The sequence below is a fragment of the Streptomyces sp. SAS_281 genome (assembly GCF_052542855.1).
On record NZ_JBMNDO010000112.1, the window covers coordinates 1 to 26,364 of the forward strand.

Annotated in this window: 23 protein-coding genes and 8 pseudogenes; 16 read left to right on the forward strand and 15 right to left on the reverse strand. The window is 66.7% G+C overall.

Translation table 11 applies throughout. The features are described from left to right. Positions 1–148 precede the first annotated feature (148 nt). From ACN6LM_RS30450 to ACN6LM_RS30475, 6 genes and pseudogenes are all read left to right on the forward strand, one after another. Positions 149–892: pseudogene (locus ACN6LM_RS30450) on the forward strand (IS5 family transposase); the annotation flags it as partial. A 39-nt stretch (positions 893–931) separates the two neighbouring features. Next, a pseudogene (locus ACN6LM_RS30455) lies at positions 932–1,830 on the forward strand (helix-turn-helix domain-containing protein); the annotation flags it as partial. Positions 1,831–2,311: 481 nt separating this feature from the next. Beyond that, entirely contained in the window at positions 2,312–2,938 is a 627-nt protein-coding gene (locus ACN6LM_RS30460; RefSeq protein ID WP_445068607.1) for a DddA-like double-stranded DNA deaminase toxin, read from the forward strand. Beyond that, the gene (locus tag ACN6LM_RS30465) at positions 2,939–3,448 is read left to right on the forward strand and encodes an Imm1 family immunity protein (protein WP_445068609.1); all 510 of its coding nucleotides are present in this window, start codon (positions 2,939–2,941) and stop codon (positions 3,446–3,448) included. It begins immediately after the preceding gene. Between the two features lie 75 nt (positions 3,449–3,523). After that, a protein-coding gene (locus ACN6LM_RS30470) for an IS5 family transposase (RefSeq protein ID WP_445068611.1) occupies positions 3,524–4,374 on the forward strand; the annotation gives its coding sequence in 2 pieces (ribosomal slippage) (positions 3,524–4,073 and positions 4,073–4,374; 852 coding nt in all). A gap of 8 nt (positions 4,375–4,382) precedes the next feature. Beyond that, positions 4,383–4,890: pseudogene (locus tag ACN6LM_RS30475) on the forward strand (transposase); the annotation flags it as partial. A 24-nt stretch (positions 4,891–4,914) separates the two neighbouring features. Here ACN6LM_RS30475 and ACN6LM_RS30480 read toward each other — a convergent pair. The 4 genes and pseudogenes from ACN6LM_RS30480 to ACN6LM_RS30495 form a co-directional block, all read right to left on the reverse strand. Further along, positions 4,915–5,361, reverse strand: coding sequence for a hypothetical protein (locus ACN6LM_RS30480; protein WP_445068612.1), 447 nt, complete (start codon positions 5,359–5,361; stop codon positions 4,915–4,917). A gap of 521 nt (positions 5,362–5,882) precedes the next feature. Beyond that, entirely contained in the window at positions 5,883–6,227 is a 345-nt protein-coding gene (locus tag ACN6LM_RS30485; protein ID WP_445068614.1) for a hypothetical protein, read from the reverse strand. A gap of 1,761 nt (positions 6,228–7,988) precedes the next feature. Continuing rightward, entirely contained in the window at positions 7,989–9,494 is a 1,506-nt protein-coding gene (locus ACN6LM_RS30490) for a protein kinase domain-containing protein (RefSeq protein ID WP_445068615.1), read from the reverse strand. Positions 9,495–9,612: 118 nt separating this feature from the next. Then, positions 9,613–9,816 (reverse strand): annotated as a pseudogene (locus ACN6LM_RS30495) (STAS domain-containing protein); the annotation flags it as partial. A 384-nt stretch (positions 9,817–10,200) separates the two neighbouring features. Between ACN6LM_RS30495 and ACN6LM_RS30500 the strand changes: the two are divergent. Beyond that, positions 10,201–10,875: a bestrophin-like domain gene (locus ACN6LM_RS30500; RefSeq protein WP_445068616.1), complete on the forward strand. Its 675-nt coding sequence runs from the start codon at positions 10,201–10,203 to the stop codon at positions 10,873–10,875. Between the two features lie 528 nt (positions 10,876–11,403). After that, the gene (locus tag ACN6LM_RS30505; RefSeq protein WP_445068618.1) at positions 11,404–11,562 is read left to right on the forward strand and encodes a hypothetical protein; all 159 of its coding nucleotides are present in this window, start codon (positions 11,404–11,406) and stop codon (positions 11,560–11,562) included. Positions 11,563–11,726: 164 nt separating this feature from the next. On the opposite strand, the gene ACN6LM_RS30510 is transcribed toward ACN6LM_RS30505, so the two are convergent. Then, on the reverse strand, positions 11,727–12,629 hold the full coding sequence (locus ACN6LM_RS30510) for a LysR family transcriptional regulator (protein ID WP_445068620.1): 903 nt from the start codon (positions 12,627–12,629) through the stop codon (positions 11,727–11,729). Between the two features lie 141 nt (positions 12,630–12,770). Here ACN6LM_RS30510 and ACN6LM_RS30515 point away from each other — a divergent pair, with 141 nt between their 5' ends. Further along, complete coding sequence (locus ACN6LM_RS30515; RefSeq protein ID WP_445068622.1) at positions 12,771–13,643, forward strand: polysaccharide deacetylase family protein; 873 nt, start codon at positions 12,771–12,773, stop codon at positions 13,641–13,643. A 292-nt stretch (positions 13,644–13,935) separates the two neighbouring features. Here ACN6LM_RS30515 and ACN6LM_RS30520 read toward each other — a convergent pair whose 3' ends face one another. After that, complete coding sequence (locus ACN6LM_RS30520) at positions 13,936–14,634, reverse strand: TetR/AcrR family transcriptional regulator (protein ID WP_445068624.1); 699 nt, start codon at positions 14,632–14,634, stop codon at positions 13,936–13,938. Between the two features lie 130 nt (positions 14,635–14,764). Between ACN6LM_RS30520 and ACN6LM_RS30525 the strand changes: the two genes are divergently transcribed. After that, positions 14,765–15,268, forward strand: coding sequence for an SRPBCC family protein (locus ACN6LM_RS30525; RefSeq protein WP_445068626.1), 504 nt, complete (start codon positions 14,765–14,767; stop codon positions 15,266–15,268). A gap of 67 nt (positions 15,269–15,335) precedes the next feature. On the opposite strand, the gene ACN6LM_RS30530 is transcribed toward ACN6LM_RS30525, so the two are convergent. Both ACN6LM_RS30530 and ACN6LM_RS30535 read right to left on the reverse strand, forming a co-directional pair. Next, on the reverse strand, positions 15,336–16,331 hold the full coding sequence (locus tag ACN6LM_RS30530; protein WP_445068628.1) for an NAD-dependent epimerase/dehydratase family protein: 996 nt from the start codon (positions 16,329–16,331) through the stop codon (positions 15,336–15,338). 102 nt (positions 16,332–16,433) lie between these two features. Next, on the reverse strand, positions 16,434–16,631 hold the full coding sequence (locus ACN6LM_RS30535) for a hypothetical protein (RefSeq protein ID WP_445068630.1): 198 nt from the start codon (positions 16,629–16,631) through the stop codon (positions 16,434–16,436). 30 nt (positions 16,632–16,661) lie between these two features. Here ACN6LM_RS30535 and ACN6LM_RS30540 point away from each other — a divergent pair, with 30 nt between their 5' ends. Next, positions 16,662–17,186, forward strand: coding sequence for an SMI1/KNR4 family protein (locus tag ACN6LM_RS30540; protein ID WP_445068632.1), 525 nt, complete (start codon positions 16,662–16,664; stop codon positions 17,184–17,186). Positions 17,187–17,631: 445 nt separating this feature from the next. Further along, positions 17,632–18,479, forward strand: a pseudogene (locus tag ACN6LM_RS30545) (IS5 family transposase). On the opposite strand, the gene ACN6LM_RS30550 reads toward ACN6LM_RS30545, so the two are convergent. Next, complete coding sequence (locus tag ACN6LM_RS30550; protein ID WP_445068633.1) at positions 18,439–18,753, reverse strand: hypothetical protein; 315 nt, start codon at positions 18,751–18,753, stop codon at positions 18,439–18,441. The pseudogene ACN6LM_RS30545 and the gene ACN6LM_RS30550 sit on opposite strands and share 41 nt — an antisense overlap. 88 nt (positions 18,754–18,841) lie before the next feature. Then, positions 18,842–20,410: pseudogene (locus ACN6LM_RS30555) on the reverse strand (helicase associated domain-containing protein); the annotation flags it as partial. 35 nt (positions 20,411–20,445) lie between these two features. Here ACN6LM_RS30555 and ACN6LM_RS30560 point away from each other — a divergent pair. Beyond that, positions 20,446–20,805, forward strand: coding sequence for a sigma factor (locus tag ACN6LM_RS30560; RefSeq protein WP_445068635.1), 360 nt, complete (start codon positions 20,446–20,448; stop codon positions 20,803–20,805). 307 nt (positions 20,806–21,112) lie between these two features. Here ACN6LM_RS30560 and ACN6LM_RS30565 read toward each other — a convergent pair whose 3' ends face one another. From ACN6LM_RS30565 to ACN6LM_RS30580, 4 genes and pseudogenes are all read right to left on the reverse strand, one after another. Continuing rightward, on the reverse strand, positions 21,113–21,700 hold the full coding sequence (locus ACN6LM_RS30565; protein WP_445068637.1) for a hypothetical protein: 588 nt from the start codon (positions 21,698–21,700) through the stop codon (positions 21,113–21,115). Continuing rightward, positions 21,697–22,182 (reverse strand): hypothetical protein, encoded by a 486-nt coding sequence (locus tag ACN6LM_RS30570; RefSeq protein WP_445068638.1) that lies wholly within the window; start codon positions 22,180–22,182, stop codon positions 21,697–21,699. Before ACN6LM_RS30570 ends, ACN6LM_RS30565 begins: the two co-directional genes overlap by 4 nt. Before the next feature lie 423 nt (positions 22,183–22,605). Further along, positions 22,606–23,055 (reverse strand): annotated as a pseudogene (locus ACN6LM_RS30575) (helicase associated domain-containing protein); the annotation flags it as partial. A 46-nt stretch (positions 23,056–23,101) separates the two neighbouring features. After that, positions 23,102–23,275: a hypothetical protein gene (locus ACN6LM_RS30580; protein ID WP_445068640.1), complete on the reverse strand. Its 174-nt coding sequence runs from the start codon at positions 23,273–23,275 to the stop codon at positions 23,102–23,104. Between the two features lie 156 nt (positions 23,276–23,431). On the opposite strand from ACN6LM_RS30580, the gene ACN6LM_RS30585 reads away from it, so the two are divergent. Further along, a complete protein-coding gene (locus tag ACN6LM_RS30585) occupies positions 23,432–24,184 on the forward strand; it encodes a helix-turn-helix domain-containing protein (protein WP_445068642.1) in 753 nt (250 codons plus the stop codon). Positions 24,185–24,416: 232 nt separating this feature from the next. Beyond that, positions 24,417–24,773, forward strand: coding sequence for a hypothetical protein (locus ACN6LM_RS30590; RefSeq protein ID WP_445068643.1), 357 nt, complete (start codon positions 24,417–24,419; stop codon positions 24,771–24,773). Positions 24,774–24,799: 26 nt separating this feature from the next. Here the strand turns inward: ACN6LM_RS30590 and ACN6LM_RS30595 are convergent, their stop codons facing one another. Next, positions 24,800–25,294 carry a hypothetical protein gene (locus ACN6LM_RS30595; protein WP_445068644.1) on the reverse strand — a complete coding sequence of 165 codons (495 nt, stop codon included), beginning with the start codon at positions 25,292–25,294 and terminating at the stop codon, positions 24,800–24,802. A gap of 173 nt (positions 25,295–25,467) precedes the next feature. Between ACN6LM_RS30595 and ACN6LM_RS30600 the strand changes: the two are divergent. Continuing rightward, positions 25,468–25,944: pseudogene (locus ACN6LM_RS30600) on the forward strand (IS5 family transposase); the annotation flags it as partial. Between the last annotated feature and the right edge of the window lie 420 nt (positions 25,945–26,364).

Sequence of the window (26,364 nt, forward strand, 5' to 3'; positions counted from 1 at the left end):
GACCTCCGTGTGGTGTGTTCCTAGACAGCTCCACCACATCGGAGGTCTTCGCCATGTTCAAGACCTGCCGAGTGTCAACAACGCTCGTGATCAATACAGCTAGGCCGTGTATCGAAAGTAGATCTTGAGCAGTGAATGATCACGGTTCATGGGGTGGGGAGATCTCACGGACGAGCAGTGGGCGGTGCTGGAAGCGCTGTTGCCGAAGGGTGCGAAGGCGGGGCGGCCGGCCGTCTGGTCTCGACGGCAGTTGATTGACGGCATACGGTTCCGGGTCCGGACCGGTGTTCCGTGGCGGGACGTGCCCGTCGAGTACGGTCCATGGAACCGGATTTATGACCTGTTCCGCCGGTGGCAGCGGGACGGCACTTGGCACCGGATCCTCACCCGACGCCAGTCCTTGGCCGATGCGAAGGGTGCGATTACATGGGACCTGAACGTCGATTCCACGGTCTGCCGTGCCCATCAGCACGCAGCCGGGGGCCGAACACGGGGTGATCTGCAGAAGGAACCACCAGGTGGCGTGTTCGCCGAACCTGAGGATCACGGGCTGGGACGCTCGCGCGGTGGGTTCACCACCAAGCTGCACCTGTCTGTTGAACAGGGGCAGAAGCCCATGTCGATCGTGGTGACGGCAGGGCAGCGCGGGGACTCGCCGCAGTTCGAACCCGTGCTGGAAAAGTTTCGCGTACCCCGCATCGGGCCGGGCCGACCGCGCGTCCGCCCCGATCGCGTGCGGGCTGACAAGGCATACGCCTCCCGGAAAAACCGTGCATACCTGCGTCGCCGCGGAATCTGCTGCACCATCCCCAACAAGGCCGACCAGGCACGTAACCGCAGAAAGCTCGGGTCCCTCGCTGGCTGTCCGCCGCATTTCGACCCGCTCGACTACGCGGGGGAGGCGTTCGCTGGCGGCTGGGATGCTACGCGGGTGATCACCTCGACGGTGTATCGGATCACCCGTGCGTTGCTATCCGTGCCGGGCGTCCTGCTGCGCCGGCACACGGCCAAGGACGCCGAACTACTGGTGCTGCGGCATGAGAACGCGGTGCTGCGACGGCAACTCGCTGGTCCGGTCCGTTACGAGCCCACGGACCGGTTCTGGCTGGCCGCGCTGTCGTCGCTGATACCGCGGTGCGCCTGGGGGCAGGCGTTCCCGGTCACCCCGGGGACGCTGTTGGCCTGGCACCGCAGGCTGATCGCGAAACGGTGGGACTACTCCGACCGACGTCGGCGCACCGGCCGCCCACCGACGGCGGCCGCGCTCAAGAAACTGGTGCTGCGTCTGGCGCAGGAGAACCCGCGGTGGGGTCACCGGCGGATCAAGGGTGAACTGGCCAGGTTGGGGCATTCGATCGCGCCGTCCACGGTCTGGCAGATCCTGCACGCGGCTGGCGTCGACCCGGCCCCGCGTCGCACCGGCCCGAGCTGGCCGGAATTCCTGACCGTCCAGGCCGAGGGCATCGTCGCGGCGGACTTCTTCCACATCGACACGATCACCGGCAAGCGGCTGTATGCGCTGGCGTCACTGGAACACGGCACGCGCAAGCTGCACATCACCGGCGTGACCGCGCACCCGACCGCCAAGTGGGCGGTCCAGCAGGCCCGCAACCTCACCGCCGACCTCGGCACCCGCGTCGGGTCGGTCCGATTCGTGCTGCGCGATCGCGACAGCAAGTACACCGAGCCCTTCGACGCCGTCTTCGAGGCCGAAGGCATCGACGTGCTGCTCAGCGCACCCCGAGCGCCGCGGATGACGCCCACTGCGAGCGCGTCATCGGCACGATCCGCCGAGAGATGCTCGACCACGTTCTGGTCATGAACGAGGCCTGAGGCAGCTGCCTCAGCAGCTACCGCACGCGACGCCGCCAACCGGGCCGATGCCGACGCTGCCGAAGCAGAAGACTCAGCAGCGCGCGCAGAATTCTCCGCAGCCTACGCCCGCGATTCAGCAAAGAGGGTGGATAGAGCAAAGAACGATGCTCACGCCTCCGTGATCGCAGCAGGCAAGAGTGAAGAACAAGAAAAGTCAGAGGCCGCTGCCGCCTGGAAACAGACACTCAAACTCGCCGAAGAAGAGCTGGCAGAAGCATAACGACAGGCCGAAGCCGAACGTAAGGAACAGGAAGGCCCACGAAAGAAGAGGTGCATTCCGGGCCGGTACTTCCCAGCACCCTGCGAACGGCCCATCTTCCGGTGGATCTACGACACCACGCAGCCCGGGACCACCTCCCACGCCGTGGTGTGGGGAGTCACTGGGCTCGCGGATATACAAGCATGTATAAAAGATTCTGCAACCGTAGATTGCGCAATGGCGGCCCTGGGTGTCCCCCCTTGGGGCAAGCTCAAACTGCTGGGCAAGATCGGCGAAGGCGTCGAAGCGCTAAAGAATGCGCGCGGAGCCAGGCGTGCCGTCGAATGTCTCGTCGTAGCAGGAGCATCTCGTGCGTCGAGAAGCCTTGCAAGCGGATCCGAAGAGTGCAAAAAATGGGTCGATGACATTCTCGACCACCTTCCCGAATGGAAGGAAAAGGGCAAAACTATTGGCGAGTTGCTGGACGACGAAGGAAATCCAATCCCTGATCTGCCACCGGGAATTGAGCAGATGAAGAGCGGAGAGAAATGGCCCGATGGGGTCGGCAATTCGTACGCCGATCTATTGTGGGCCGAGGCGCAGAAGCGGCTATACGGGAAGCCAGGGTTTCCGACAGGGAAAAATCCGTTGTACAAGGCATCATCCCACGTCGAAACGAAGTACGCTGTCTGGATGGATCAAAATAACATAGAAAGCGCCACGGTCGTCATCAACAACAACGCCGGAGTGTGCTCAAAAGCCCAAAACTGCAGCGACGCCGTCGGGTACATCCTGCCTGCAGGGTCTAAGCTCACCGTATACTTCCCAGGGGGTATGGCAGTTCTCTGGGGAAAGAGGCCTTAAATGACGTTGAAGGTGCTGGGGGAAGTGCCGTTGTACTTGGAAACCCGAAGCGAGGTGCGTGATTACCTCGATGCGGTTCTTGCTGAGGGCGACCGAAAAAAGGCATCGGCGGAATTGGCATTTCAGATCGTTTGGGATGTCGAGGCTGATAGGCGCACTGGTTCCGCGCAAGATAACATACTGTCAATCGGAATTGATTTTCAGTCTGGGTTTGCAGGAATTCTGTGGTATTGTGACGGGGGCATCGCTCGTCGCGTTTCAGCGGAGATGGGTCACGAGGTTGCATGCAACGCTTGGGTGTCGATGAATCCGACTCCCCCCCATCTTGACCCCGGGGTTGTTTCTGACCTTGGGAGCCCTACATTCTTCGACCGGCTCAGCGTGCTGCCTTTGTCTAGCATTTACCCGGTGGTTGAAGAATACGCCCTTGAAGGAACCGGCTTCAGGCCAACGCAAGTGCAATGGCTGAAGGGGCATTACACCGGTGAGCTTTTCGTAGAAGAGGACTAGTCTTATCCTTTCGGGCGGCCCGTCGAAATCATCGGCGGGCCGGTTCGGATGGATCGAGATTGCCGGAGTAAGACCATGTCCTATGTGGATTCAGCTCGTTGGCCTGAGCATGGGGCGGGTACTTGGAGTTGGATTGTTCCGGACGGGCTGTGGGAGGTCGCGGAGCCGTTGATCCCACCGCCGAAGGTGCGGCCGCAGGGCGGCGGGACGCAGGACACACCTGATGAGACGCTGTTCGCCGCGATCATCTACGTCCTGGTCAGCGGATGCGCTTGGCGTGCCTTGCCGCCGTGCTTCGGGATATCGAAGTCGACAGCCCACCGAAGGTTTCTGATCTGGTCAAGAGCCGGCGTCTGGGGCCGGCTGCGCGAGGAGATCCTGCACCGGCGGGCCGACGCCGGTCTGCTCGACCTGTCCCGGGCCGTGCTCGAATCCGCCCATGTGAGGGCTAAAAAGGGGGGCAAACTCACAGGTCCGAGCCCCGTGGACCGGGGCAATCCGGGCTCCAAGATGCACGTCCTGTCGGACGCGAACGGCCTGCCCCTCGTTGTCGGTGTCTCCGCCGCCAACACCCACGACAGCCTCGGGTTGAAACCCATGATCATGGGCAACCAAACGAGACGCGACCCCACCGCGGCCGGTATTTCAAGCCCCAGCGCCTCCACGCCGACAAGGCCTACGACATTCCCCACCTGCGGAAATGGCTCTGGGGCAAGCACATCGGAGTCCGCATCGCCCGCAAAGGCATCGAGTCCAGCGAACGTCTCGGGCGACGCCGGTGGATCATCGAGCGAACCATGTCCTGGCTCACCGGCTACCGCCGGCTCAACCACCGCTACGAACGCCAACCCCGCAACTACCTGGCCTTCCTCGGCCTCGCAGCCGCCCTCTGCTGCTACAAACGACTCGTCCGCCTCACCACATAGGACACGGTCTTAAGCAGCTGGACGCCACCTGCCAGGCCGCAGACGACCTCGCGGAGGCAGCCACAGCCGCCTTTCATCAGCACGCCGACAGCGAGATTTTGCTCTGCTTCCCCGGCCTTGGGCCCAATGCTCGGCGCCCGCGTCCTCGCCGAGCTGGGCGACGACCGGGCACGGTTCACCGACGCCCATGCGCTGAAGTCGTACGCCGGATCTGCGCCCATCACCAGGGCCTCCGGCAAGAAGCGCTTCGTCGGACGTCGCTTTGTCAAGAACAACCGCCTCATCAACGCCGGCTTCCTCTGGGCCTTCGCCGCCCTCACCGCCTCACCAGGAGCGAACGCGCACTACCGACGCCGACGCGACCACGGAGACTGGCACGCCGCCGCACAACGGAACTTGCTGAACCGCTTCCTCGGCCAGCTCCATCACTGCCTCAAGACTCGGCAGTTCTTCGACGAACAACGCGCCTTCGCGCCGCTGGCTCTGTTTCCGGAAGCGTCGAGCGTTCAGACATAGTCAGGGCCGCTGTCGGCTTGCCGCTCACTCGCCTGCCCTGTCCGCTCCGGTTGCCCTGCTCAACTGGGCGGCGAGACGGACGGCGGTCTTCTCCCCGGCTCGCTGCCTGATCAGACCCTCTTTGGCAGCTGCACGAAGCCAGACTTCCGAGTTGTCCCCATCGGCCTTCAGCACGCGCGCGGTCACCACTACGGGATTCAGACCGCCAGCACCGTCGCTGGCGACGATGCGGATAGTTTCGTCCTCACCAAGGCGAACTGGCACGGTCTCAATAACGTGGCCCGCCCTCCCGAGCACACCGGAGACGCGCTTCACCGCATCGTCGAAAGGCAAGGGAACAAGCAGATCGACCTCATGGACGTTCTTCCTCATCAGCTTGGCCACCATCCGGACCAAGCGGCCACTACCCCCACCCACCGCGCCGAGAGCAGCAAGCTCCTCAGCCAAGATCTGGTCTTCGCTCTGATCCACGGACCCCACCCTCACCGACAGACCGCTCCTACCGGGGAACCACATGCTGTCCGCCCGGCAGACCATGGTGACGTATACCGATCGTTGAAGCACCCCTCGGCCTCCCGTCACCCGACCAGGTAGGCGGCTTGACGTGTCAACCCCCTGAGATGTCTTGACACGTGCGCTGCCAGGCAACCGTCAGACCGTGGTCAAGGGGTGCCCCCGCAGACTGCCCGTGTCCCTGTCCGGCGTAGCCAAGGCGTCCTTGATGACGTGTACCACCCGCCCGCGCCCCCGCCCCCGTGTGGCTCTATCGAGCAGTAGTGAAGTCACTTGTCGACGTGTTCGGGAGGTGCCTGGATCAAGGGCCGGGCAATATCGCTGAGTTCGGGAGGCGCTGGGATTCTTGCCAGAGCAGTATCCAGGTGCTCATGGATCGAGGCGCGCCGGCGACGGCACGAGCGTCGTTGATGGCGCCGCTCTTGGCGCACCGCCGGTGCCGAGGTGGCCCGCGCCCTTCGTCTTTCTGCAGGGAGTGCTCACTGGAGAGTGAGGTGCCAGTTCCCGCTGGAGCGAACGCGGATCAGGATAGGTCCGGTCAGGCGGGTTTGGCCGTTGCAGGTGCCGTTGCCTGTGTACAGCGGCAGCCCCGTTTCGAAAGCTTCCGTCAGCTCGTGGAGGCGGAGGGCGCCGCTTCCGTGCTGCCTGAGCATCAGGGTGGCCGGGCCGCCGGTGTACCGGAAGACGTATGGGCCGCGGGAGTTGAGCCGGGACTTCAGAACGGGGATGTGCTGGGGCGGATGTAGCCAGGCACGCCACGGCCCTGACGCCTGGATCCGGACTCCGATGTACTCACCGCCGTCCGCCGGCAGCGGGACGATCATGCGGCGCAGGCTGGAACCGGCCGTGACGCTGCGGGAGGCTGGGAAGCCGGGGAGGTCTACGCGGCCGGGACCGTCGAGCCGGACCACCAGGAGCAGCCGGCCCGGTTCCGGGCGTCGGAGCCTCGCCTTGCCCTCGCCCTGGCCCTCTGCGCGCTGTGCGACGGGGGTGACAGGTGGCCAGATGCATAGGGATGCCGACGCCTGCCCGGCGCGGGGGCGGCGGACCGCCCCACGGGTTCGGCGGATTGTTCCTTGGGCACGGCACGATCTGGGCGCCGGTTCAAGGGTCTGTCAGTGGCGATGGGGGGCCGGTTGTCCCCGAGCCGGACCGCATCCGCCGCGCAGACGTCGATGGGACGCGGCTCCCCCTCCGGAGGCTTCCAGGAGACCCGGGTCACCGACGGTCCATGACGGGGGTCGAAGAAGCACGGGGGCTGTAGCTTCGGCAGAGGCATACCTTCAGCCCTGGCCTGCGCGCAGGCCAGGGCGTGTCGCCCCTCCTCCAAGGCGAGCGCGGCGGCCTCGGCCTTCTGGTTGTTGCGGCCGTGGCCGCCCACCAGTGTCCGCTTCGCCCGTTCGTAGGCATCGAGCGCCCGCTCGTAGTCAGCAAGGGCGAGAGCGGCGGTTTCCTGGTCCACCGGGACGAGTTCAGCGCGCGCCAGTTCCTCGCCGAACGCTGTGATGTCGGCTTCGAAGACCGCCGCCTCCTGCGGGCGTTGCTGCCGGCACAGCCCACGCAACCTGCGGAACATAGTCTCAGCCACCCGTTCGCCTCCCCGTCCACGTCCTCCCCCAAACCAGGCACAAGATCGTAGACGGGCTTGACCGGCCGCAGAAGGGCCTTCCCACCCGCGCGGGCACGAGGATGATCCGGCTGTAGGCATTGAGAGTCTCGCCGACCACACCCTCCCTATAACCGGGGCGAAGCCCTGCTGTGCCCGACTCCGGCCTCCGAGTGCCCACAGCGCCGTCGGAACTCGTCAACATTCTGTCGCCCGTCGGGCACTCAATGCCGCTCAGAACCATCGACAACTGCCGTTACTTGCAGTCGACGAAGCCACTGAGCGGAGAGGTGCAGCGGCCGGGCCTGGTATGGAGCATCCGCATACCAGACCGGCCCCTTCGCGTACGGCCAGGCCCTCGACCGCTTCTCTTACGCCGCGGAACTCGGATCGCAGTTCGGCGACGGCGTGACCTACTTCTTCGTTCAGTGCCCTCTCGCCGGCGGACAGCCGGTCTCGTGTCTCGCGGAGGTTGCCGCGCATCCGTCCGAGTTCGTCGACGACGTTGCGGGTCGTCTCCTCCTGCGCGGCCTGCCCGCTCGCTTCCAGCTTCTCGACCCCCTTGCTGAGCGCTTCACGCAGCTCGGTGCCCGAGTTCGTGACTCCACCACCGTCCCGAGCGCCACGACAGGAGCAGCGCGACGCGGTGCCAGAGCGGCAGTCCGGCCGCTGGTTGTCACGCCGGCTCACCTGACTGGATAAATGTTGAAGCGGGAAACCGGTCAGGTGGTCGTCCCTCTGGCCTTCGCTGCTACTCCCAAGGGCTGCTACGGCCTCCAATTGTCCCGCCGCGGCCACAATTCGTCGTACTCGCTGTCCATGCCGGCCGCGGATCCATGCCCCTTCGATCTCTTCGTCGGATCACGCGCAGCGAGCCACCACGCCAACGCAACTAAGCCAATCACGACCCAAAAGCCCATAGAGCCGAGTGAACACCCGCCCCCGGGGCGGGTCAACCAAGACAGGAAAGCGGGGGTCGCTACCGCGGTCGACTTGCGGTGGGGGGCGAATCGTTGGTGGGGAGATAGGCCGCGAGCACGTGTCTGCTGGAACGGGTAGCGGAGTGGTCGGGTCCCAGGACTCGTTCCAGGTCTGCCACTACGCCGGCCATCAGCCGCCGCGCTTCCGTGTGGTCCCCGGTTGCGTAGACGAAGTCTGCGTGCAGGTGCCGGCTCCACAGGGTGGATCTGTGGTCAGGGCCGAGGACCCGGGTCCGGGCGAGTGCATTTTGTGCCAACAGCCGTGCCGCCTGCGCAGGGTCGCCGCCCTTGCCGAGGAAGAGCGCGTGCAGTTGTCCGCTGCGAAGAGTCTCCTCGTGGTCGGGCCCAAGGCATCGACTTCGGTCCGCGAGCACCCCAGCCATCAGCCGTGCCGCCTTCGCGGGCTGCCCGGCGATGCCGAGGTAGAACGCGTGCATGTGGCGGCTCTGGACAGCGTCGGGATGATCTGAACCGAGGAGCCGTGCCTGATCGGCGGCCAGCTGCTCCATCTGCCGCGCCGCAGCTGCCGGATCCAGATCGTGCTCGTTCCGCTGGATCCGGGTGTACCGAAGAGTCAGCTCCTCCCGGGTCGCCGGGGCCTCGACAGCTGATTTCGGACCCGGGCGGACGAGGCTGTGACGGGGGAGAAGCCTGGCCACGGGGGTGGGCCACGGAGTGCTGCTCGGCCACTGTTCGGGCGGAGACCAGGATGCGGTGACGGCCCGTAGGACTTCGGGCGGGGTCGGCCGCTCGGAGGGTTCCTTGGCCAGGCAAGCGGTGACCAGGTCGCAGAGCGGTTCAGGAACGCCTTCGAGGTCTGCTGTGTCGTGGACGATGCGGTGCATCATGGCCAGTGGCGGGCCGCTGCCGAACGGGCTCTGTCCGGTGGCGGCGAAGGCGAGTACGAGGCCGAGCGTGAACACGTCGCTGCTGGGGCCGAGTATGCCGGCGCCGATCTGCTCGGGTGACATGAACCCCGGGGTGCCGATGACCACGCTGTCCGGGGTCAGGGGGGCGTAATCGAGGGCGCGGGCGATGCCGAAGTCGATCACTCGCGGCCCGTCGGTGGTCAACAGCACGTTGGCTGGCTTCAGATCGCGGTGCACCACTCGGGCGGCGTGGATGTCCTGCAGGCCCTCAGCGAGTCCGGCGGCCAGCGGCCACAGCGACTCCAGCGGGAACGGCCCAGCCTCGGCCACCGCCTCGGCCAGGCTCGGCCCCGGTACATATACGGTCGCCAGCCACGGCAGATCGTCATCCGGTCCGGCACCCACCAGCGGCGCGGTGAACGCGCCACTCACCGCCCGGATCGAGGCCACCTCCTGGGCGAACCGCCGCCGGAAGTCCCTCTGCCGCGCCAAGCGCTCGTGGACCACTTTGACCGCCACCGTCCGGCCGGACGGCGACCGGCCCAGAAAGACCCTGCCCATCCCGCCCTGCCCCAGCCGCGCCTGCAGTGCGTAGGGGCCGACCTGTCGCGGGTCGCTCGCTCGCAAATCCTCCATGACCGCCCCAGGTTCGATCCGCCTGTACAAATGGTCCGCACTGTCCTGCGATCGTAGCGTCGAGGGTGGGGCGCAGGCTGAGGAGAGTGTCGGCGCCGACGACGTGCAGGAGGCGTTGTACGGCGTAGGACGGGTTGGCGATTTTGAGGTCGCCCTGGTGGTGGAGGGCCACGAGCAGGTGCAGGAAGGAGGAGTCGGCGAACTCGATGCCGCCTGCGTCGAGGATCAGCGCTCCGTGCTCGGCGAGCGCGGTGCCGGCCTTGGCTTGAAGCGGGGGCAGGGCGTCGATGTCGAGGTCTCCGCGCGGGGCGAGCACCGGCACCGCCCTGCCGGCTTGCGGGGTTCATGGCTCGTCATGTGCAGGATCCTCGCGCCTCGCGGGCATATGCGGTACGCCTGCCCGGTGCCCGGTGCCCGGTGCCCGGTGCTGGGTTTCAGGGTGCGGAGGCTCGCGGTCGTCTTCAAAGAGCGTGTCCTGCATCATGCGCAGGTCTGTCTGACTGCGTCCGGTGAGTTGGCGCGTCTTCATGGCGCAAGGGGATTAACCCGTTCGGGGGCGGGCGAACGATTCTGCGAGCAGGACGGGGCGCGGGGCGCGTCATGATCGCGATGCCTCTCCGCCCTGCTTCCGTTCCCGCTCCGTCCCGCAGCCTGGGTCCGGCGTTCGGGCAGTTCTTGTTCGCCCGGCTCCTGGAGGTGACTGTTCGTGGTTCTCGTGATCGTTGTCGCTGTCATTGCTTTGCTTGCCGGTCTGGCGGCCAACCGCTGGCTGCGGCCTAGGTTGGTGAGTGAGGACGACGACACGGGCATGGCAGTCAAGGCCCTGGTCGGGCCGCTTCTTACTCTGACCGAGCTGCTGCTGGCGTTCGTACTGGTCACCGCGAACGGCTCCTACGGCAAAGCCGAGCAGGCATCGCGCGGTGGGGCCAAGGCTCTGGATCAGCTCGTCGAGGTCTCCGAGTACGCGCCCGAGGCGCAGCGGGCGCAGATTCAGGCGGACGCCGTCTGTTATGCGCCTGCGGTGCGGTTCGTGGAGTGGCCGGCGATGTCGGACGGCAACGGGTCCACGGCGCCGAGTGTGTGGTCGACGCAGGTAAGGCGCTCGTTCAGGTCGTTGGAGGGCGAGCCGGTCTTCGGGATGCTGATCGCCGCCGACAACAAGCGTTCCGACGAGCGCGAGGAGCGCCTGACGCAGGCCAACGCGAGCATTCCGAGCGCCATCTTCTGGTTCCTGCTCGCGACGCTCTTCGTGACGGTGGTCGCCCTCGGAATCTGCCTGCCTCGCAAGAACAACGAACGCCAGGCGAACCGTGACTGCCTCGCCCATCACCCCGACCGCGAGCTGCCCTGCGACGACCGGGGCCGGCGCCTCGCCACCTGACCCCCTGACCCTCATCGAAGCCGCTGCTCCTGCCTCTTCAAGGGCTGGAGCAGCGGCTTCGAGCTGTCAGCGGTTGAGGACTTCTTCGATCCTGGCGGCTGTGCGCTGGGCCTGGATGTCGCGGCGCTTTTCGTTGGGGTGGGCGTACCACGGGAGTGCCTGGGGCCCGAATGCGACCTTGGAGTCTTCCAGGAGTCCGCCGATGCCGCGGTTGACGCCGTCGCACGCGGTGTTGCCGGTGGTGTGGTCCTAGAGATGGACGAAGTCGGCACTGGTGTCTGCGGCGGCCCTCTTCATGATGTCGTCCAGGCGCTTTTGGGCCTGGTCCAGGACGGGCAGTGCGTCCTAGGGGATGTCGGCGAAGGGCAGTTCGCTCTGGCCGGGGGGCGGGGCACTTGGTGGTGTCCAGGGGCATGAGCCGGGGGTAGCCGACCAGGACCCGATCGGCGTCCGGGGACAGGTAGGGGTCTGCGGCACTCGTGGGTGACGAGGGCGACGTGGTGCGCGCAGACCCCGAACCAGCTGACCGTGCCCGAGGCCTTCCTGGCCGCACTCGACGGCCTCGGTCACGACCCGGACACCGCCATGGCGGTCTACAACACTCTCACCGCCTATGTGCACGGCGCGGTGGACTCGGAGATCATGCTGACGCAGATGCTGCGCGCCCGCGGCTGGTCCACCCAATAGGAGGCCCGCGCGGGACCGTCCTCGCAGATGGCCTGGCTCGTGAGCACCGGCCGTTTTCCGATGTTCGCGCGCTATATCGGCGAGGCCCAACGCAAAGACGATCAGCAGTGGCAGTTCGAGACCGGAACCCCGGCCCGGGGTGTACCCGGACGGATGCCGGGTCCTCAGTTCGTCGCGGCAGTGGTCTGCACGGTGCGATGCAGTTGCTCGGTGAACGCGCGCACTCGGGCGGTTTCGCCTTGCTTACGCCAGATCGGCGCGTACTGGAACGCAACGGCGTCTTGGAGCGGAATCCAGGTGACTCCCGGGGTGTTGTGGTGGGGTGCGGCGTCGGAACAGGCGATAGAGACGCCTTCGCCGGCGGCGACGAGGAGAGGGATCTCGTGCCAGGAGATTGCGCTGTGGCCGCGCCGGATAGGGGACCCCGAGGGAGTGTGGCGCGGATAGTAGAAGTCGAGCCAGTGCTCGGGGGCAGCGCCGCCGACGACCAGCAGTGTTTCCTGCGCAAGGTCTTCGAGTGTTGCGCTCCCCTGGGCGGCGAGGCTATGGCTGGCCGGCACTATGAGGGCGCCCGTGGAGGAGAACACCGGGGGCCCGCAGACGAGATCGGGCTCGATCACGGGCAGCTCGCTGACTTGCAGTTCCACCGCCTCCTCACGGAGCGGACCATAGGGGTCGGAGAGCTGTATCTCCTGGATCGTCACCTCGCAGTCGGGATAGGTCCTGCGGAACGCCGTGATGGTCCGTAGCAACAGGTGGGCGGCCATCGGGCTGGAGTAGCCGATACGCAGGATACCGCTGACGCCTCGACCGGCAGCAGTAACCCGGGCGATGGCCTGATGGATGAGCCGCTGGGCGGGCAGCAGATCGTCACGGAGGCGTTCGCCGACCGGGGTAAGACCCACGCGTCGGCTGGTGCGCTCGAAGAGCAGGACATCGAAGCGGCGCTCCAGCGCCTTGACGGTCTGGCTGACCCGACCCTGAGAGATACGCAAGCGTTCGGCGGTGCGACCGAAGTGAAGCTCGTCCGCCAGGGCCAGGAACACCTCGATCTCGTACCGCTCCACGCACTCCACCATTCATTAATCAGGCTCATTGATCGATCCAGATTACGGCATTGCTCGAGGTCAAGGGCAACAGCGAAGCTGAACAAACCCCGGACCGTACCGGGAGCAGGAACCGCCACACCAGTGATCTTGAGGTGAACCATGGAAAACGAACTCTTCGACTACAGTCCGATCGTGGAGCGCGAACCAATCCACTGGCCAGGAGGCGCCCGCGTCGCCTTCTACCTCGGCCTGAACGTCGAACACTTCCTCGTTGACCGCCCGTCGACGAGCATCAACGAGGCAACGGCGGCGCTGACACCGGACCCACTGAACTACGGCTGGCGCGACTATGGGCCCCGGGTAGCCATCTGGCGGATGATCGAGTCGTTCGACCGGCACGGGGTGCGCCCGAGCGTCCTGCTCAACTCGGACGTCGCCGAGCGCTATCCACAGATCATTGAAGCCGGCCGGGCCCGGGACTGGGCCTGGCTGGCCCACGGGCAGAACAACTCCACCCTGCAGGCCGAGATGGCCGACGACGAGGGCGCCTACCTGACGCACGTTGTCGAGTCCATAGAGAAAGCCACCGGGCAGCGGCCGCGCGGCTGGCTGGGCCCGGCACTCACCGAGACCTTCCAGACCCCGCAGTTGCTGGCGGACCTCGGACTAAACTACGTACTGGACTGGACGAACGACGATCAGCCGTACCGGCTGAACGTGCCCGGGATGCTCAGCGTGCCGTACACGCTAGAGCTGAATGACCTCGGCCTGTTCACCATGCACGGCATGAGCGGATCGGATTTCGTGCAGATCGTCAAGGACCAACTCGACCAGCTATACGCGGAATCCGCCGCGAGCGGCCGCGTGATGGCACTGGCCCTGCACCCGTTCGTCAGTGGCCAGGCGTTCCGGCTCAAGTACCTCGACGAGGCCCTGGAATACGTCACCAATCACCCCGGCGTCTGGATGGCCACCAGCGATGAGATAGCCGAGCACTACACCCGCACCACCGTCTATCGCACAGCAGCATAGGGAGCATTTACCTACCGGGCGTCTTGCAACCTGGCCGCAATAAAGACGGGTTGGATGCTCCCGCGCGACGACAAAGCTTCTGGTAGCCGGACTCACAATCACGATCAACCGTGCTGCCAGGGGTCTCGCGTCTTAGGCACTGTTTCTCGGATCACGTTCTGAGTTAGATGGCGAGGGCTGCGAGAGTGCTCGCCGGGGTTCCGGGCCCAGTGTGCAGGGCTGCCGAGCGGGGGCGAGGTGGCGGCTCTCGCACCGGGGGATAAGGCCCGTCTCCCGGGCGCTTCTCCTGTGGTCAGGGGGTGTGGAATCCGACGAGGTCGGCGAGCAGGGTGGTGCTGTGGTCGAAGAAGACGGTGTCGTTGTCGAAGGCGCCGCGGAGGTGTCCGAAGAGTTCCATGCTGATGGTTCCGAAGAGTTGGGTGTAGGCGCTGACGGCGCGCATGAGTAGTGAGGGCGGGACGTCGTGGAGGCCTGTTGCCTCGGTAAGGGTCGCGGCGTTCGCGGCAACCTCGTGCGTCCAGGGTTCGTCGGCAGGCTGGGTGAGCTGTCCGGTCCGCCAGGCGTCGCATGCGATGCCCAGGAGTAGCAGCGGGATCCTGGCGGCGTGGGTGATCGTGTCCTGCGGTGCCTGGTAGCCGGGCACAGTCGTGCCGTACAGCAGTGCGTACTGGTGGGGATGGGCCAGCGCCCAGTCCCGTACACCGTGGCACACCGCCAGCCAGCGCTCCCGGTGCACCTCCTTGGCAGCCGCCGCGGCGTCCAGGTGGTCGGCGAGGTCGCCGTATGAGTCGATGATCAGGGCGGTGAGCAGTTGCTCCCGGCCGGGGAAGTAGCGGTAGAGCGCCGAGGGCACCATCCCTAGCTCACGGGCAACGGCCCGAAGTGTCAGGCCGGCGGAGCCGTGCTCCGACAACTGGCGGAACGCCTCGGCCTTGATGTCGTCGACCAGTGCTGCACGGGCCCGCTGCCGGGCGTTGGGGATGGCTGTCATGCCTTCAGCATGCCACAGATCAAGAACGCCGACCTGAAACGAGAACAGTGTTCTTGACGGCTGGGGTGGAGCGTGACTACTGTTCTCTAACGAGAGCACCAGTCACGGCTTATGAATGGGGAGGGGCACCATGTTCCAGGAGATGCGCTACCGCGGACCGTCGCTCGACGAGCTCCACGAGAACTACGCCAAGCAGCACCGAATCGACGAGGCCGCGCCCATCCGCTCCACACACGAGGTGGTCATCAACGCACCGGCCGAGCGGGTATGGGGGCTGCTCGCCGACCCTGCCGGCTGGTCGGCGTTCGCCCCGGCCATCCACGACGTGCACATCGCCGGGGATGGCACGGCGGCGGTGGATTCGCGGTTCACCTGGGTCAATGGGAAGGCGAAAATCGCCTCACGGTTCGCGGTTGTCGAGCCGCTGCGCGAGATCACCTGGACCGGCACCGCGATGGGCTCACGCGCCGTCCACCGCCACCTCCTCGCACCGTGCGCGGACGGCACCACGCTCCTGCGCACCGAGGAGTCCATGGCCGGCACGCTGCTCGGCCTCGTCTACAACAAGGCGAAGCTGCATGCCGAGCTGACGCGCTGGCTCGGTCTGGTCAAGACCGCCGCAAAGCAGTCCTGAGCATGACGACGCAGGAGTAGGCGTGGCGCTCGGTCTTGGTCATCTCGCCTGTGTATCGCGGGGGCGCTCACGAAGCCTTGCGCAGTGCCTCCAGGAGTTCGCGTTCGCGCTTGGTGCTCAGGCCGGCCCGGCGGGGCCGTTCCAGACCCTGCTCTTGTTCCCAGCGCAGGGTGTCCGCCAGCAGCTGTGTCCGAGGTCGGTGCCGCAGCCCGGCAGCGCTGGCCGCGGCGCCGTTTCGGGCACTGAACCCGGCCCAGTCCGGGTCTGCCACCCACAGAGCGAGCGATTCCGGGCCCATGGCCTGGGCTACCTTCTGTCCGAGCAGCCAGTCGTCGTCCGCCTCGACCACCACTCCGGTGTGGCCACCGATCTTCCTCGACAGCGCGACCCACTCTCCAAAGGGCACGGTCGGGCCGACCGCGTTGTACGTTCCGGTGGTGCCCTTCTCCGCGCAGTCGAGCAACCACGCTGCTAGGTCTCGCGCGTCGATCACCTGCGTCGGCATGCCGGCGGAAGCCGGCACCAGCAGCGGGGCCAGCGGCTCTCTGGCCGCACGGCTGACCCAGTACCCGGAGCGGCCGCTGTGGTCACCGGGGCCACCGATCAGACCCGCCCGCGCAATGAGGAGCCGGTCTCCCACCGCGGCGGACGCGGCGTTCTCACAGGCCACCTTCGCCTCCCCGAACTCGTCGTGGTTGACCTCGTCCCGTATGGCCGCCGGAAGGAGGTCCGCCGACTCGTCCGCGTCCTGCTGCGCATGCGAGGCATACGCGCTGACCGACGACACGTACGTCCAGTGTCCAGCCCGCTCACCGAGTGCCGCCAACGCGCTGCGGACCAAGCCCGGCTGCCACGACATTTCGACCACGGCGTCCCAATCCCGGCCCGCCAGGGCTTCGTACGCCGACGGGTCACGCCTGTCCGCGGTGACCAACACCGCCCCCTCGGCCACCTTGCCGCTTTCCCCACGAGCCAGGCACGTCACCCGGTGCCCACGCTCGAGCGCCTGCCGCGAAACCTCGCGGCCCAACCATGCTGTTCCACCCAGTACCAAGATCTCCATGCGGCCACTCAAACACGGACCGCGCGCCTCTGCGTCCCAGCTTCGCAGAGGGCGTAGAGATCCCGACCGGACACAGAGGCGGACACCTTTCCGGCCGCGTACTCAGCCGCACTCGGCATAGTCGCTGAAGGGCTGCAGGAGATCCATTTCCGCGACAACGGAAGGCGCGCGGACGGCCTCCTCGTCGAATTCACTTAGGCCCGGGACCTCGGCGAACACCAGCTCGGGAGGCCCGCAGAGCTGGTCAAGGGCAAGCAGGTCAGGACGGAACGGAGCGTTGAAGCTCCTATAGATCGTCAAGTCGGGCAGTGAGGTCCATAGGATGCGCTCGTGACTCGGTTTGACGAGGTTAAGGCGACGTTCTGGGGCGAGGGCCTGTACGGGGTTCAGCCACCGCTGACCGACGCGGTCGTTCAGGATGCCGAGCGCCAGCTCGGTGTCCGTCTGCCGGCCTCGTTGCTGGAGATCTTGCGGGTCCGAAACGGGGGTCCGGTGGCGGAGGCGTGGAACGCGTTCCCGACCGCTGTGCCGACCTCGTGGAGCGAGAACCACGTTCCGCTCGACGACATGATGGGCATCGGCCGTCACGACGGCCAGCCGTCGTTGCTGGACTCGGGTTACCTGATTGAGGAATGGAGTCTTCCTTCACTTCTCGTTCTGCTCTCCGGTGATGGCCACTGCTGGATCGCCCTCGACTACCGGACATGCGGAGAGCAGGGGGAGCCGTCCGTGACGTGGTTCGACGTGGACACCGGCACGGAGCTCCCGCTGGCAACGGACTTCCAGACGTTCGTCGAGCGGTTGGCCGCGGCCGCGTCGCTCGATGACTCGGACGGCAGCCAGTCGGCATCATGATCCGGCTCCGCCCGAGCCCGCCGTGTTCAGGATGCCTGCGCTCCTGAGGTGCCTGTAGACCTCGCGGGCGACGAACCTCTTGAGGCACCGCATGATGTCCTTGGTGGACATGCCCTCGGTGGTGCGTCTGGCGACGTAGTCCCGGGTCCGTTGGTCGTGTCCGGCCCGGTGGGTGCTCTTCGGCTTTGACGTTGGGTTGTGGGCCCAGCGGCCGGGCTGGACCGTGCTGCGTCTGGCGACCGGGTGGCGTCTACCGGCTTCCGATCCGCTACTTGCGCCTGCGCCCGGACACGAGCATGGAGGACGTGTTCCGGTTCGGCCGGGCCCGGCCGCAGCCGCAGGCTGATCGAGTCCCGGGGTTCCCGATAGACCATGCGGGGTGATATCACCACGGTGAGTGATCTTGCATGGCAGTAAGGCCGGGGATGGGGCGTGGCTGGAAGGCTTGAGCCGGGTAGAGACGGAGCCTGGCCGGTGTTCGAGGGAGCGGGTGGCTCCGCTCCTGCCACCTGCTCCTGAACGACGCCGTCGGTGTCCCGGACGGCTGCGTGTTCCGGATCGAGCGGCGCTCGCCGCAATCCTGTTCGTGCTGCGGGCCGGTGTCGCGTGGCGCGGTGTCCCGGCCGAGGCCCGTGGGCTGCTCCGGGGTGACGGCCTGGCGCCGGCTGCGGGACGGGACCGAGGCCGGCTCTGGCCACGCCTGCACGCCGCTCTGCTGGCCGAACTCCGCCACGCGGACTCGTTGGACCTGGACGACTGCGCAGTGGACGGCTCTCATGTCCAGGCCCTCAAAGGGAGGCACACGTAGGCCCCTCACCCGTCGACCGAGCCCGCCCCGGCTCCAAGCACCACCTGATCGTCGACCGCCACGGAACCCCGCTCGCCGTCACCCTCACCGGCGGCAACCGGCACGACGTCACCCAACTCCTGCCGCTACTCGACGCCGTCCCACCGATCCGGGGACTGCGCGGACGCCCCCGCCGCAAGCCACGGCGTCTGTACGCCGACCGAGGCTATGACTTCGACAAGTCCCGCCGCCTGCTGTGGAAGCGCGGCATCAAACCCCTGATAGCACGACGCGGCGTCGCCCACGGTTCCGGACTGGGCAAGGTGCGCTGGGTAGTCGAGCGCGCCTTCGCCTGGATGCACCAGTTCAAGCGACTCCGCACCCGCTACGAACGACGCGCCGATCTCCACCAGGGCCTGCTCGAACTGGCCTGCAGCCTCATATGCCTGCGCCGGCTCCAGCGGGTCAATCGCGCCAGTAGCGAAGCCGGGCCTTGGACCCGTTGATACGCACGATGCAGTCCTTGAAGAGCTGCAACGGAGGCCGACCGTCAACTGGAGCCAGCGTGAGCCCCAGATCCTGCAACGGCTTGGCCAGGGCGACGAACCTGAGGCCATCAGGGTCAGGGCCCTCGTAGGCCGCCCATGCCTCGAACAACGACCTCACACGTTCCCAGCCCGGCCCCGGGGCGAAGAGCGCCAGGAAGAACGGCTGATCACAACTGTACTCACTGAGCTGACCAACCAGGACGTCTCCATGCAAGAGCTGCCATCGCGTCATCCGGTGCCCCGTCCCCCGCCCCCCAGCCGATTCCTCATCATCGCAGCGCGCAACTCTCTGGCCAAGCGTTTCATTCTGAAACGATCAGTTAGGCCCAGTCGACGCCCAGCTTCGCGAGCGAGGCGAGCTGGTCGGCCGTGAGTTTGTCGCGCCTGGCACGGACGTTCGATTCCCGTACGCCCAGTTTGACGATCACCGGCTCGGCCTCGCCGTCGACCACGGTCTCTTCGCTGTGCCCCCGCGGCACCGGCCGGTGGGCGCCTTCCCGTTCTACCCACTGCGCAAGGGCCGCGAGGCCGCGCTGGAACGCCTGCTGCGCCTTGCTCGGGCCCTTCCGCACCTCTTAGCCGCCGGGACGGGAGACGGGGCCTGAGCGGGCTGTACGCCTAGCGTGGTCAGCCACTCCTGCTGCTCGGTGGTCAGCCGCGCCCAGGTACCCGGGTTCCTCTGCCCCTCCAGCCACCGCCCGATGTCGTCGCCGTCGAACAGGACGCCGGGCGGGATCTCGGGCAGGTGGCCGTCGGCGTCGACGAGGCCGGCGAGGACGCGGTAGTGGCGTTGCCAGTGCAGCGGCCAGGGGCAGTTCCAGTCCGGGGCGACGGCCGCCAGCTGCTCCGCGCGTTCCGCTGCGCGCTTGGGGTCCTTGCCGAGGCCGCCTTTGCGGCGGAGGTTGGCGAGGTGCTGGCCGATGGGCATCATCGCCTCGCCCTCGCCCCACATGGCGTCCTGCCGAGGTGCGAGGTGCGAGGTGCCCGGTTGCCCGGCGGTACGAGCGGAGCGCGGCGAGTTTGTTCTCCCACGCCTCCTCGTCGGGCTCCCAGACCATCCCGGCTTCCGGCGCGTCGAGGAGCTCTTTGGGTCGAGCTCCCCGGCCCTCCGGACGTTTCGCTGTTGGTGCACCCAGCGGCCGAGGGGGAAGGACGTCGTCACGCCGACTTCGACCTCGACGTCGTAGGGCACGGCGTGGATGCCGGTGATCTCGTTCTCTGCCCGCCAGCGGAGCAGGGCTTGGTAGCCCTCCAGCCACACCAGGGATTCGGGTCGGTAGACGCGGGTGCGTAGTAACGCGGAGATGGTGGCCGCGTCGCGGGGGCTGGAGAAGTGCAGCAGCGTGGACTCGGCTGCCGCGTCGGCGCCGTCGTGCTCCTGGCCCTCGCCGTCGCTCTCGCCCCCGGCGCCGACGATCCGTCCGTCCTCGTCGCGTTGGACGTGGATCTGCCGCTGTCCGCTAGGGCGCGGGAGGCCAGCTGCTCGACGAGGTGGGCGTCGTGCGAGCGCAGGCCCTGGAGCACGGCAACCAAGGGGCGGAAGCTGGCAGAGGCGACCATGTCGGTGGGGTCCTCGCCGGGCTCCAGGAAGATCGGGACGATGATCCTGGCGACCTTGGTGGAGCCGTCGCGGTTGAGGCGGAGTACCCGGCCGATGTTCTGGACGATCTCGACCTCGGAGCCGCAGGCGTCCGCGAAACAGATCGAGTTGACGCCGCGCTCGCCGGTGATGTTTACCCCTCGCCGAGGACGCGGCAGCTGGCGAGGAAGGCGCGGTGGACCCGGTGGCCGGTGGCGTCGATGCCGTTGGCGAACTGGCGCAGCACTTCACGCCGCTCGGTGACGAGGTGGTTGCCGCACAGCCACGCTGACCAGCCCCGGTCCGGGGGCGCCGCTTGCTGGACACAAGCACGGTGGAGGGGATGTGGACACGACCAACGACAGACAACGCTTCACCGAGCTCTATCGGGAGCGCAACACCGACGTTGAGAGCTATGTCCGGCGGCGCGTGGATCCCAGTCAGGTGAATGACGTCGTATCGGAGGTGTTCGTTGTCGTCTGGCGACGGATGGAGGATGCGCCTGGCGACCGGCCGCTGCCGTGGCTGTACGGAGTCGCTCGACGCACCCTGGCGAACGCCTATCGCTCGGAGCGTCGGCGATCAGCGCTACCCCAATTCATGCGAGGCCCGCCGGGCGTCGGAGAGCCATTCACCGAGATTCCACCATCTGTCGCATTCAGAGCCTTGAACAAGCGCTTGCGAGCCCTGTGGAGCTTGACCTGAAACCCAGGACGCCGTCCCGGCCCGCCCCTCGGCCCCAACCACTTGTCCGCGCTCCTGAACCAGGTCGGAATTCCGATCGCCGCCGCCCGCGGCGCCGCCATCCGCCAGCAACTCCTCGAACTGCCCGCACCCGTCGTCGCGGACGCTCTCGGATACCATGACAAGACGACCAGCCGCCTCCGCAACGAGACCGGAGGAACCTGGAGCCGATACGCCGCCGGAGATCACGGACGGTCACCAGCAGGGTGGGTTCCCCGGGGAACCAGCGACAGTTGAATACGAGAGCTCACCAGTATCCGCCCCCCTTCTATCGGGGAGGGTCGACGATCCGGAGCCACCAGCCCAGGCGCTGGTCACCGGTGGGTGGGGGGACGCCCTGCGTGAGCTGGAGGAAGTCGAAGCGCTCCAGCATCTTCATGCTGGCCTTGTTATTGTAGTCGACCTGCCCGAGCACGTAGATCCGCTCGGCCTCGGGCTCGCAGTCGACAATGTCGTACAAGGCCTCGGTGACGGCTTCGTCGGCGAGCGCGCCTCCGTTGTTGCGGTAGCGGGTGGCCACTGCAAGGAAGCACAGCTCGCGCACGACCTCCTGGACGCCCATGAAGTCGAGGGCAAGGGCGAGCTTGGTCGGAAAGCTGGCGGGGTCGAGACGTTGGTGAGTGTAGGCGGCGGCGATGCCCTGGGAGTCTTCGGCGATCATCAGACGGCCGCCCTTCCCCTGGTCGCGGGAGCGATTGGCTGCGGCGATGGCGTGATGCCGGAAGTACCGCTGGACCTGGTCCTCGTGAAGGGGAGGGGCTGCCCGTCCTTCACGAGGAGTCGTGCAGGTAAACCCGCGCAGCGAGAGGGTGTCCCGTTTCTTCTCGGCCTCGCGCCAGTGGATCGTGTCGGTCACTGGCGCCGCCGGGGCGGCATACCGGAGGCAGGAGGGCGGACGCGGATGATCTCGGCGAGGATGTCGGCGACCTCCTCTGGGATGGGCCGCTCGTAGTCCTGGAGGGCGGCATCCAGCTCGGCGTTGTACGCGTTCCGTTTGGCGATGTCCCTCCTGGCGTGGCCCGCCTCCCGCGCCAGGCGCAGGGCGGCGCTCTTGGCGTCGACCTGGGGCTTCCTGACGTCGGGGTTCTTCTTTCCCTTCGCCGCGCTGACCCTTGGCTTCTTCGGCTTCTTCCCGACGGTTTCCGCGATGAGGCGGGTGAACGAATCGGTCTTAGGGTCGGAACTGCGCTTGAAGACACCTGTTGACTTGGAGGGATTGGCAACGTACTGCTTCGGCGGCTCGGGCTTGTCCTTCTTCTTCCGGTCCATGCCTGCGTCGAGGCCGTTGTCCGGGCCGAGCGGTTCCCCTGGGGAGTCGGTGCCGCGTCGCCTGTTCATGGGGTAAGCGTACGTCCGCCGACGGGTGTGGACCACGTGCTTTGGGAAGCCCGACGCAGTGCCGGCCCTGTTCCGCCGCCGGACGCGGGCGCCCTGTCCACGTACACGGTCTGGATACGGCGCAGCAGTACGGACTCGGCAGCGAGCAACAGGGGATTCCCCTCCACGACGACCCGGGACAGAAGAACGGGGACGGAGAGTGGGCGCGCTGAGACTTTTCGAAGAAGGTGAGACGGACGCGCGCCGGGGAGCCGCCCCCGATACCCCTGATCCCATCACAACCCCTCGCGAGCGCCAAACGAATTTCCGGTCGCCATGGTTACCTGGGTCCGGAGCCCTCTTTCCGGCGCGAGCGACCGGGCAGGCAGTTCGAGAGCACGGACAACCGCCTCGACAGCCTCCTGCTGCGCTGCCTCACGCGGGTCAGTGCGGCCTCTGCTGGACATCTCGCCTGCCTTCTCCTGATGACGTGATCCCCGTCCTCGCTCCAAGAGGCGGAGAGCAGTCCACCTGCACTGGGAGGAGGCATGAGACCTGAGGATGAACCGACACGACCGGCTGGCCACTCCGCTGAAGCACCCGCGGAGCCGTTGCAACGGCTCGAGTCCCTCCCGGAACGATCAGCGCTGGGGTGTTCTGAGTCCATAGTTGCCAGTCCACGGTCCATCCGAGCAGTCGCGGGTTCCAGTCCGGGTCGATCGCGGCGAGCTGCTCCGCCCGCCGCCGGGCCCGGTCGGCGTCCTTCCCGAGTCCGCCTGGCCGGCGGAGATTGGTGAGCCATTGCCCCACAGGCCGGTCGAGGGCGGTGGCGTGCCGGGGTGCGGCCAGGGTCCCGGCCTCCGCGAAGTACGCGCGGGCGGCGGCGAGGTTCTCCTCGAAGGCGGTAGCAGGGTGCGATCAGTCGGGCAACGGGGAGCCGTCAGCGGCTGGCGATGGTGGTCACGCAGGTGATCACGAGAGCGATGGCGGTGGTGGCGGCGGCGAAGGGCGCGGTGAGTTGGGGGTGGCGGTGGATCACGTAGCCGATGCAGGCGGCCAGGAGCAGAGTGACGAGGATCAGGAGCAGTGTCACGGCTTGGGCGAGCGGGGACATGAGGTCTTCCCTTCATTGGCATGTGGTTGGTGCCTAGTTGGCCGGTGTCGGCCCGTGGGATGACCTTCGTGTCTAGGCTCGGCTTTCCCTCATGGGGATGGTGGGTTTCGGGGTGGGGACGTCTTCTTCCGTGCGGCAACAGTGAAGGGAGGGGCTGTGTCCGGTGAGGTCGGGGCCGAGGTTGAGGGCGTGGGAGAGCCGGGTTCGCCGGAGGCGGCGCGGGCCCTGGGCAGGCAGTTGCGCCGACTGCGGGAGAACGCGCAGCTGACGCAGGATCTGATGGTGAAGCTGCACGGGGGAAGCAAGACTTCGATCTCGCGCTACGAGAACGGTGACCGCATCCCGCGCACTGACTATGTGAAGGCGTTGCTGGAGGAGACCGAGCAGCGTGGCCGGTCGCTGACCGATGACGCGCTCGCCGCGGTGTGGGCGTTGTACGAGCGGGCGCTGGGGCCGGTGGGCGGCCGCAATAGTGAACGGGCCGCGCTGTATGCCCAGGAGAAGCAACTGCGGCTGGTGCAGGCTCAGGAGGCGCAGGTGGCTGGGGAACTGGCCCGCTTGGCCGCCGATCGTGAGGCTCTGGAGACACAGGCCGGGGCGGATGCCGCACTGCGTGAGCTGGACGCCGGCCTCGCGCGGATAGAGAGACACCGCGAGCACTTGGCCCGGAAGCGCCGGCGCATCGTTGCCACGATCGACGCGATGCCCGACCCCGGCGAGGACGGCCGCAGCCGCACCCTCGTGCCGCTCCCCCGGCCCCCGGAAACAGGCTCTGACCAGCCCGCTTCTCTTTCCGTCGCTCCGGGTGTTCCCCCCCTGGCAACGTCTGATGACGCTCATGGTCGTGCTGTTGATCGCGGTGGCGGCGATCATCTGGGGCGTGGCCGCCCTTCAGCGTGGCCACGATGACTCCTCCCGTGACGACGAGGCAGGTGGCACCGCACAGCAGGAGCCCGGCAAACGCCCGAGCAGTTCCCGGGCGCCGACGCCGACGCTGACGCCGACGCCTAAGCCGACGCGCTCGCCATCCTCCTCACCGCCCACCACGGATCCCGCCCCGCCCGACGCCGACAAGACATCGCCCCGCCCTCCTTCGAGCCCTGCCCCATCTGCGGCCGTGGCGGTGCGCTGGAGCGGGAAAGTGACACTCGACGACGGCAGCAGCGACGGAAACCCCAGCATCAGCTGGGCAATGGATCCCGTACCGCCCCGGCGCTCAGCCGGAGGCGATATCTCGCTGCTCCGCCAGCTCGTCTGTGCGTCCGGCCGTTATGCCGGACGCACCATCGTGGTCTACCACGGCAACAGCACACCTCAGCGCGAGGAGTGCGTCGGCCTGCTCAACGCCAATCCCGGCTCCAGCATCGCGGACGTACCCGACGGCACGGTCGCCTGTTTCGGAACACAGGCGGGACGCGTCGGATTCTTCACACCCCACGCCGCAGGCCGCGGGCAGATCCTTGTCCACGCGACCGTCTGGGAACTGCCGCCCGGCTAGATTCGACGAACTATCAATAGTCGCTGTCACCAGCAACCGCCACGCTCGATGTCGATGGGCAAGATCTGTGGTGTGTGCGTGTGCCAGTCCGGGGTGGGCGCGGCGAAGGGCTTGCTGTCGGAACCGCCGCCGCCCCACCATCTCCTGAACAGTTCCTTTCCCTTGAGTCGGGGGTCAACCTCCATTGGACCGATCTCGTAGACCATCCAGGCATATGGCGGGGCGACCAGGATGAACGGCCGTATCGCAGTGAAGCCGGCAAGCGCCGTGCCCGCGGCCGACAGCTCCGCGGCGCTGTCGTAGCCGTGTCCCTGCTCCAGATGCCGCAGCAGGTCGTCGCATGCGTCATAGATCGTTGCGAATACCGCCCATCGAAAGGCTGGGCTTAACTCGTTGCAGTGCGACCACGGGTGCCTCACCTGCATGTAGGCCCAACCCGGGCCGTGATTTGGGTCGGATGTCAGTCCCCGAACCAGCGTCGGAGCAGCCAGCGAGTTGTCCGCAGTCTTCTGGATGTACATGCCCCAATGTCATATCAAGGATCAAGAGATATTGACAGGGTGTTGCGGGAGCACCGGCGAGCGTCACCACAGCCTGGACCCGGGCATCGGCCAACTCGCGATCTTTACCTGACCATCACCGAGCGTCCCCACGTGAACCGAGCGGAGGCGTCGAGGAACCGGACCATCATGCACTGGGGCGGTCTCATGGTGGGCTGACAACGAAGATCCACCTGGCGGCCGACAGCCGCTGCCGCCCGCTGGCCTTCGCAATCACCCCCGGCCAGGCTGGTGACGCACCGGCATTCCCGGAACGTGCTGGCGGGGATCCGGGTGCCTCGGCGCGTCGGCAGACCCCGAACGACGCCCACCGTGGTCCTCGCGGACAAGGCGTATTCGTCTCGCGCGATCCGTACCTACCTGCGACATTGCGGGATCCGGGCGGTGATCCCTCAGCCCGTCGACCATGCAGCGAATCGCAACGGCTCGGCAGCCGCGGTGGGCGCCCTCTGGCGTTCGCGCGCGAAGAGTACAAGCAGCGGAACACGGTCGAGCGGTGTATCAACAAGATCAAGCAATGGCGCGGCCTGGCCACCCGCTATGACAAGACCGCCACCATCTACCTCGCGGCCATCCACCTGGCAGGCATCTTCGTCTGGTCAGCAAGGTGATCCAGAGGAAACGGCCTAGTAGTGGGTGCTCTCGGCATACTGGTCGAACGCTTTGAGTACGGCCATGATCCCGGCTTCCCAAGTCGAGAACGGGGGCTGGGAATCATTTGGATGTCTGGCCCTCCCATCCGCAGGCGGCCATTCATCCCGTAGACGGTGTACCAGTTGTCCATAAATAAGGTCACGTGTCCCCTGTAGGTGAAGCCAAGGTCATCCGGATCCGGGTCTGTAGATACGTAGACCCGAGGCGGTGAAGGATGCTCGTCAACAGAGACGAGGTACAGACCTCTTGCTGCTACCTCGCTACGCACGCTCTTATCGATCGTCGAGAGATTCACTACCGCCATTGCGAGTACCCCCAGGTTCCTGGCGGCCGCTTGTTCCCAGCCGCCCGTAGATTGCACGTGGATGTAAAGGTAC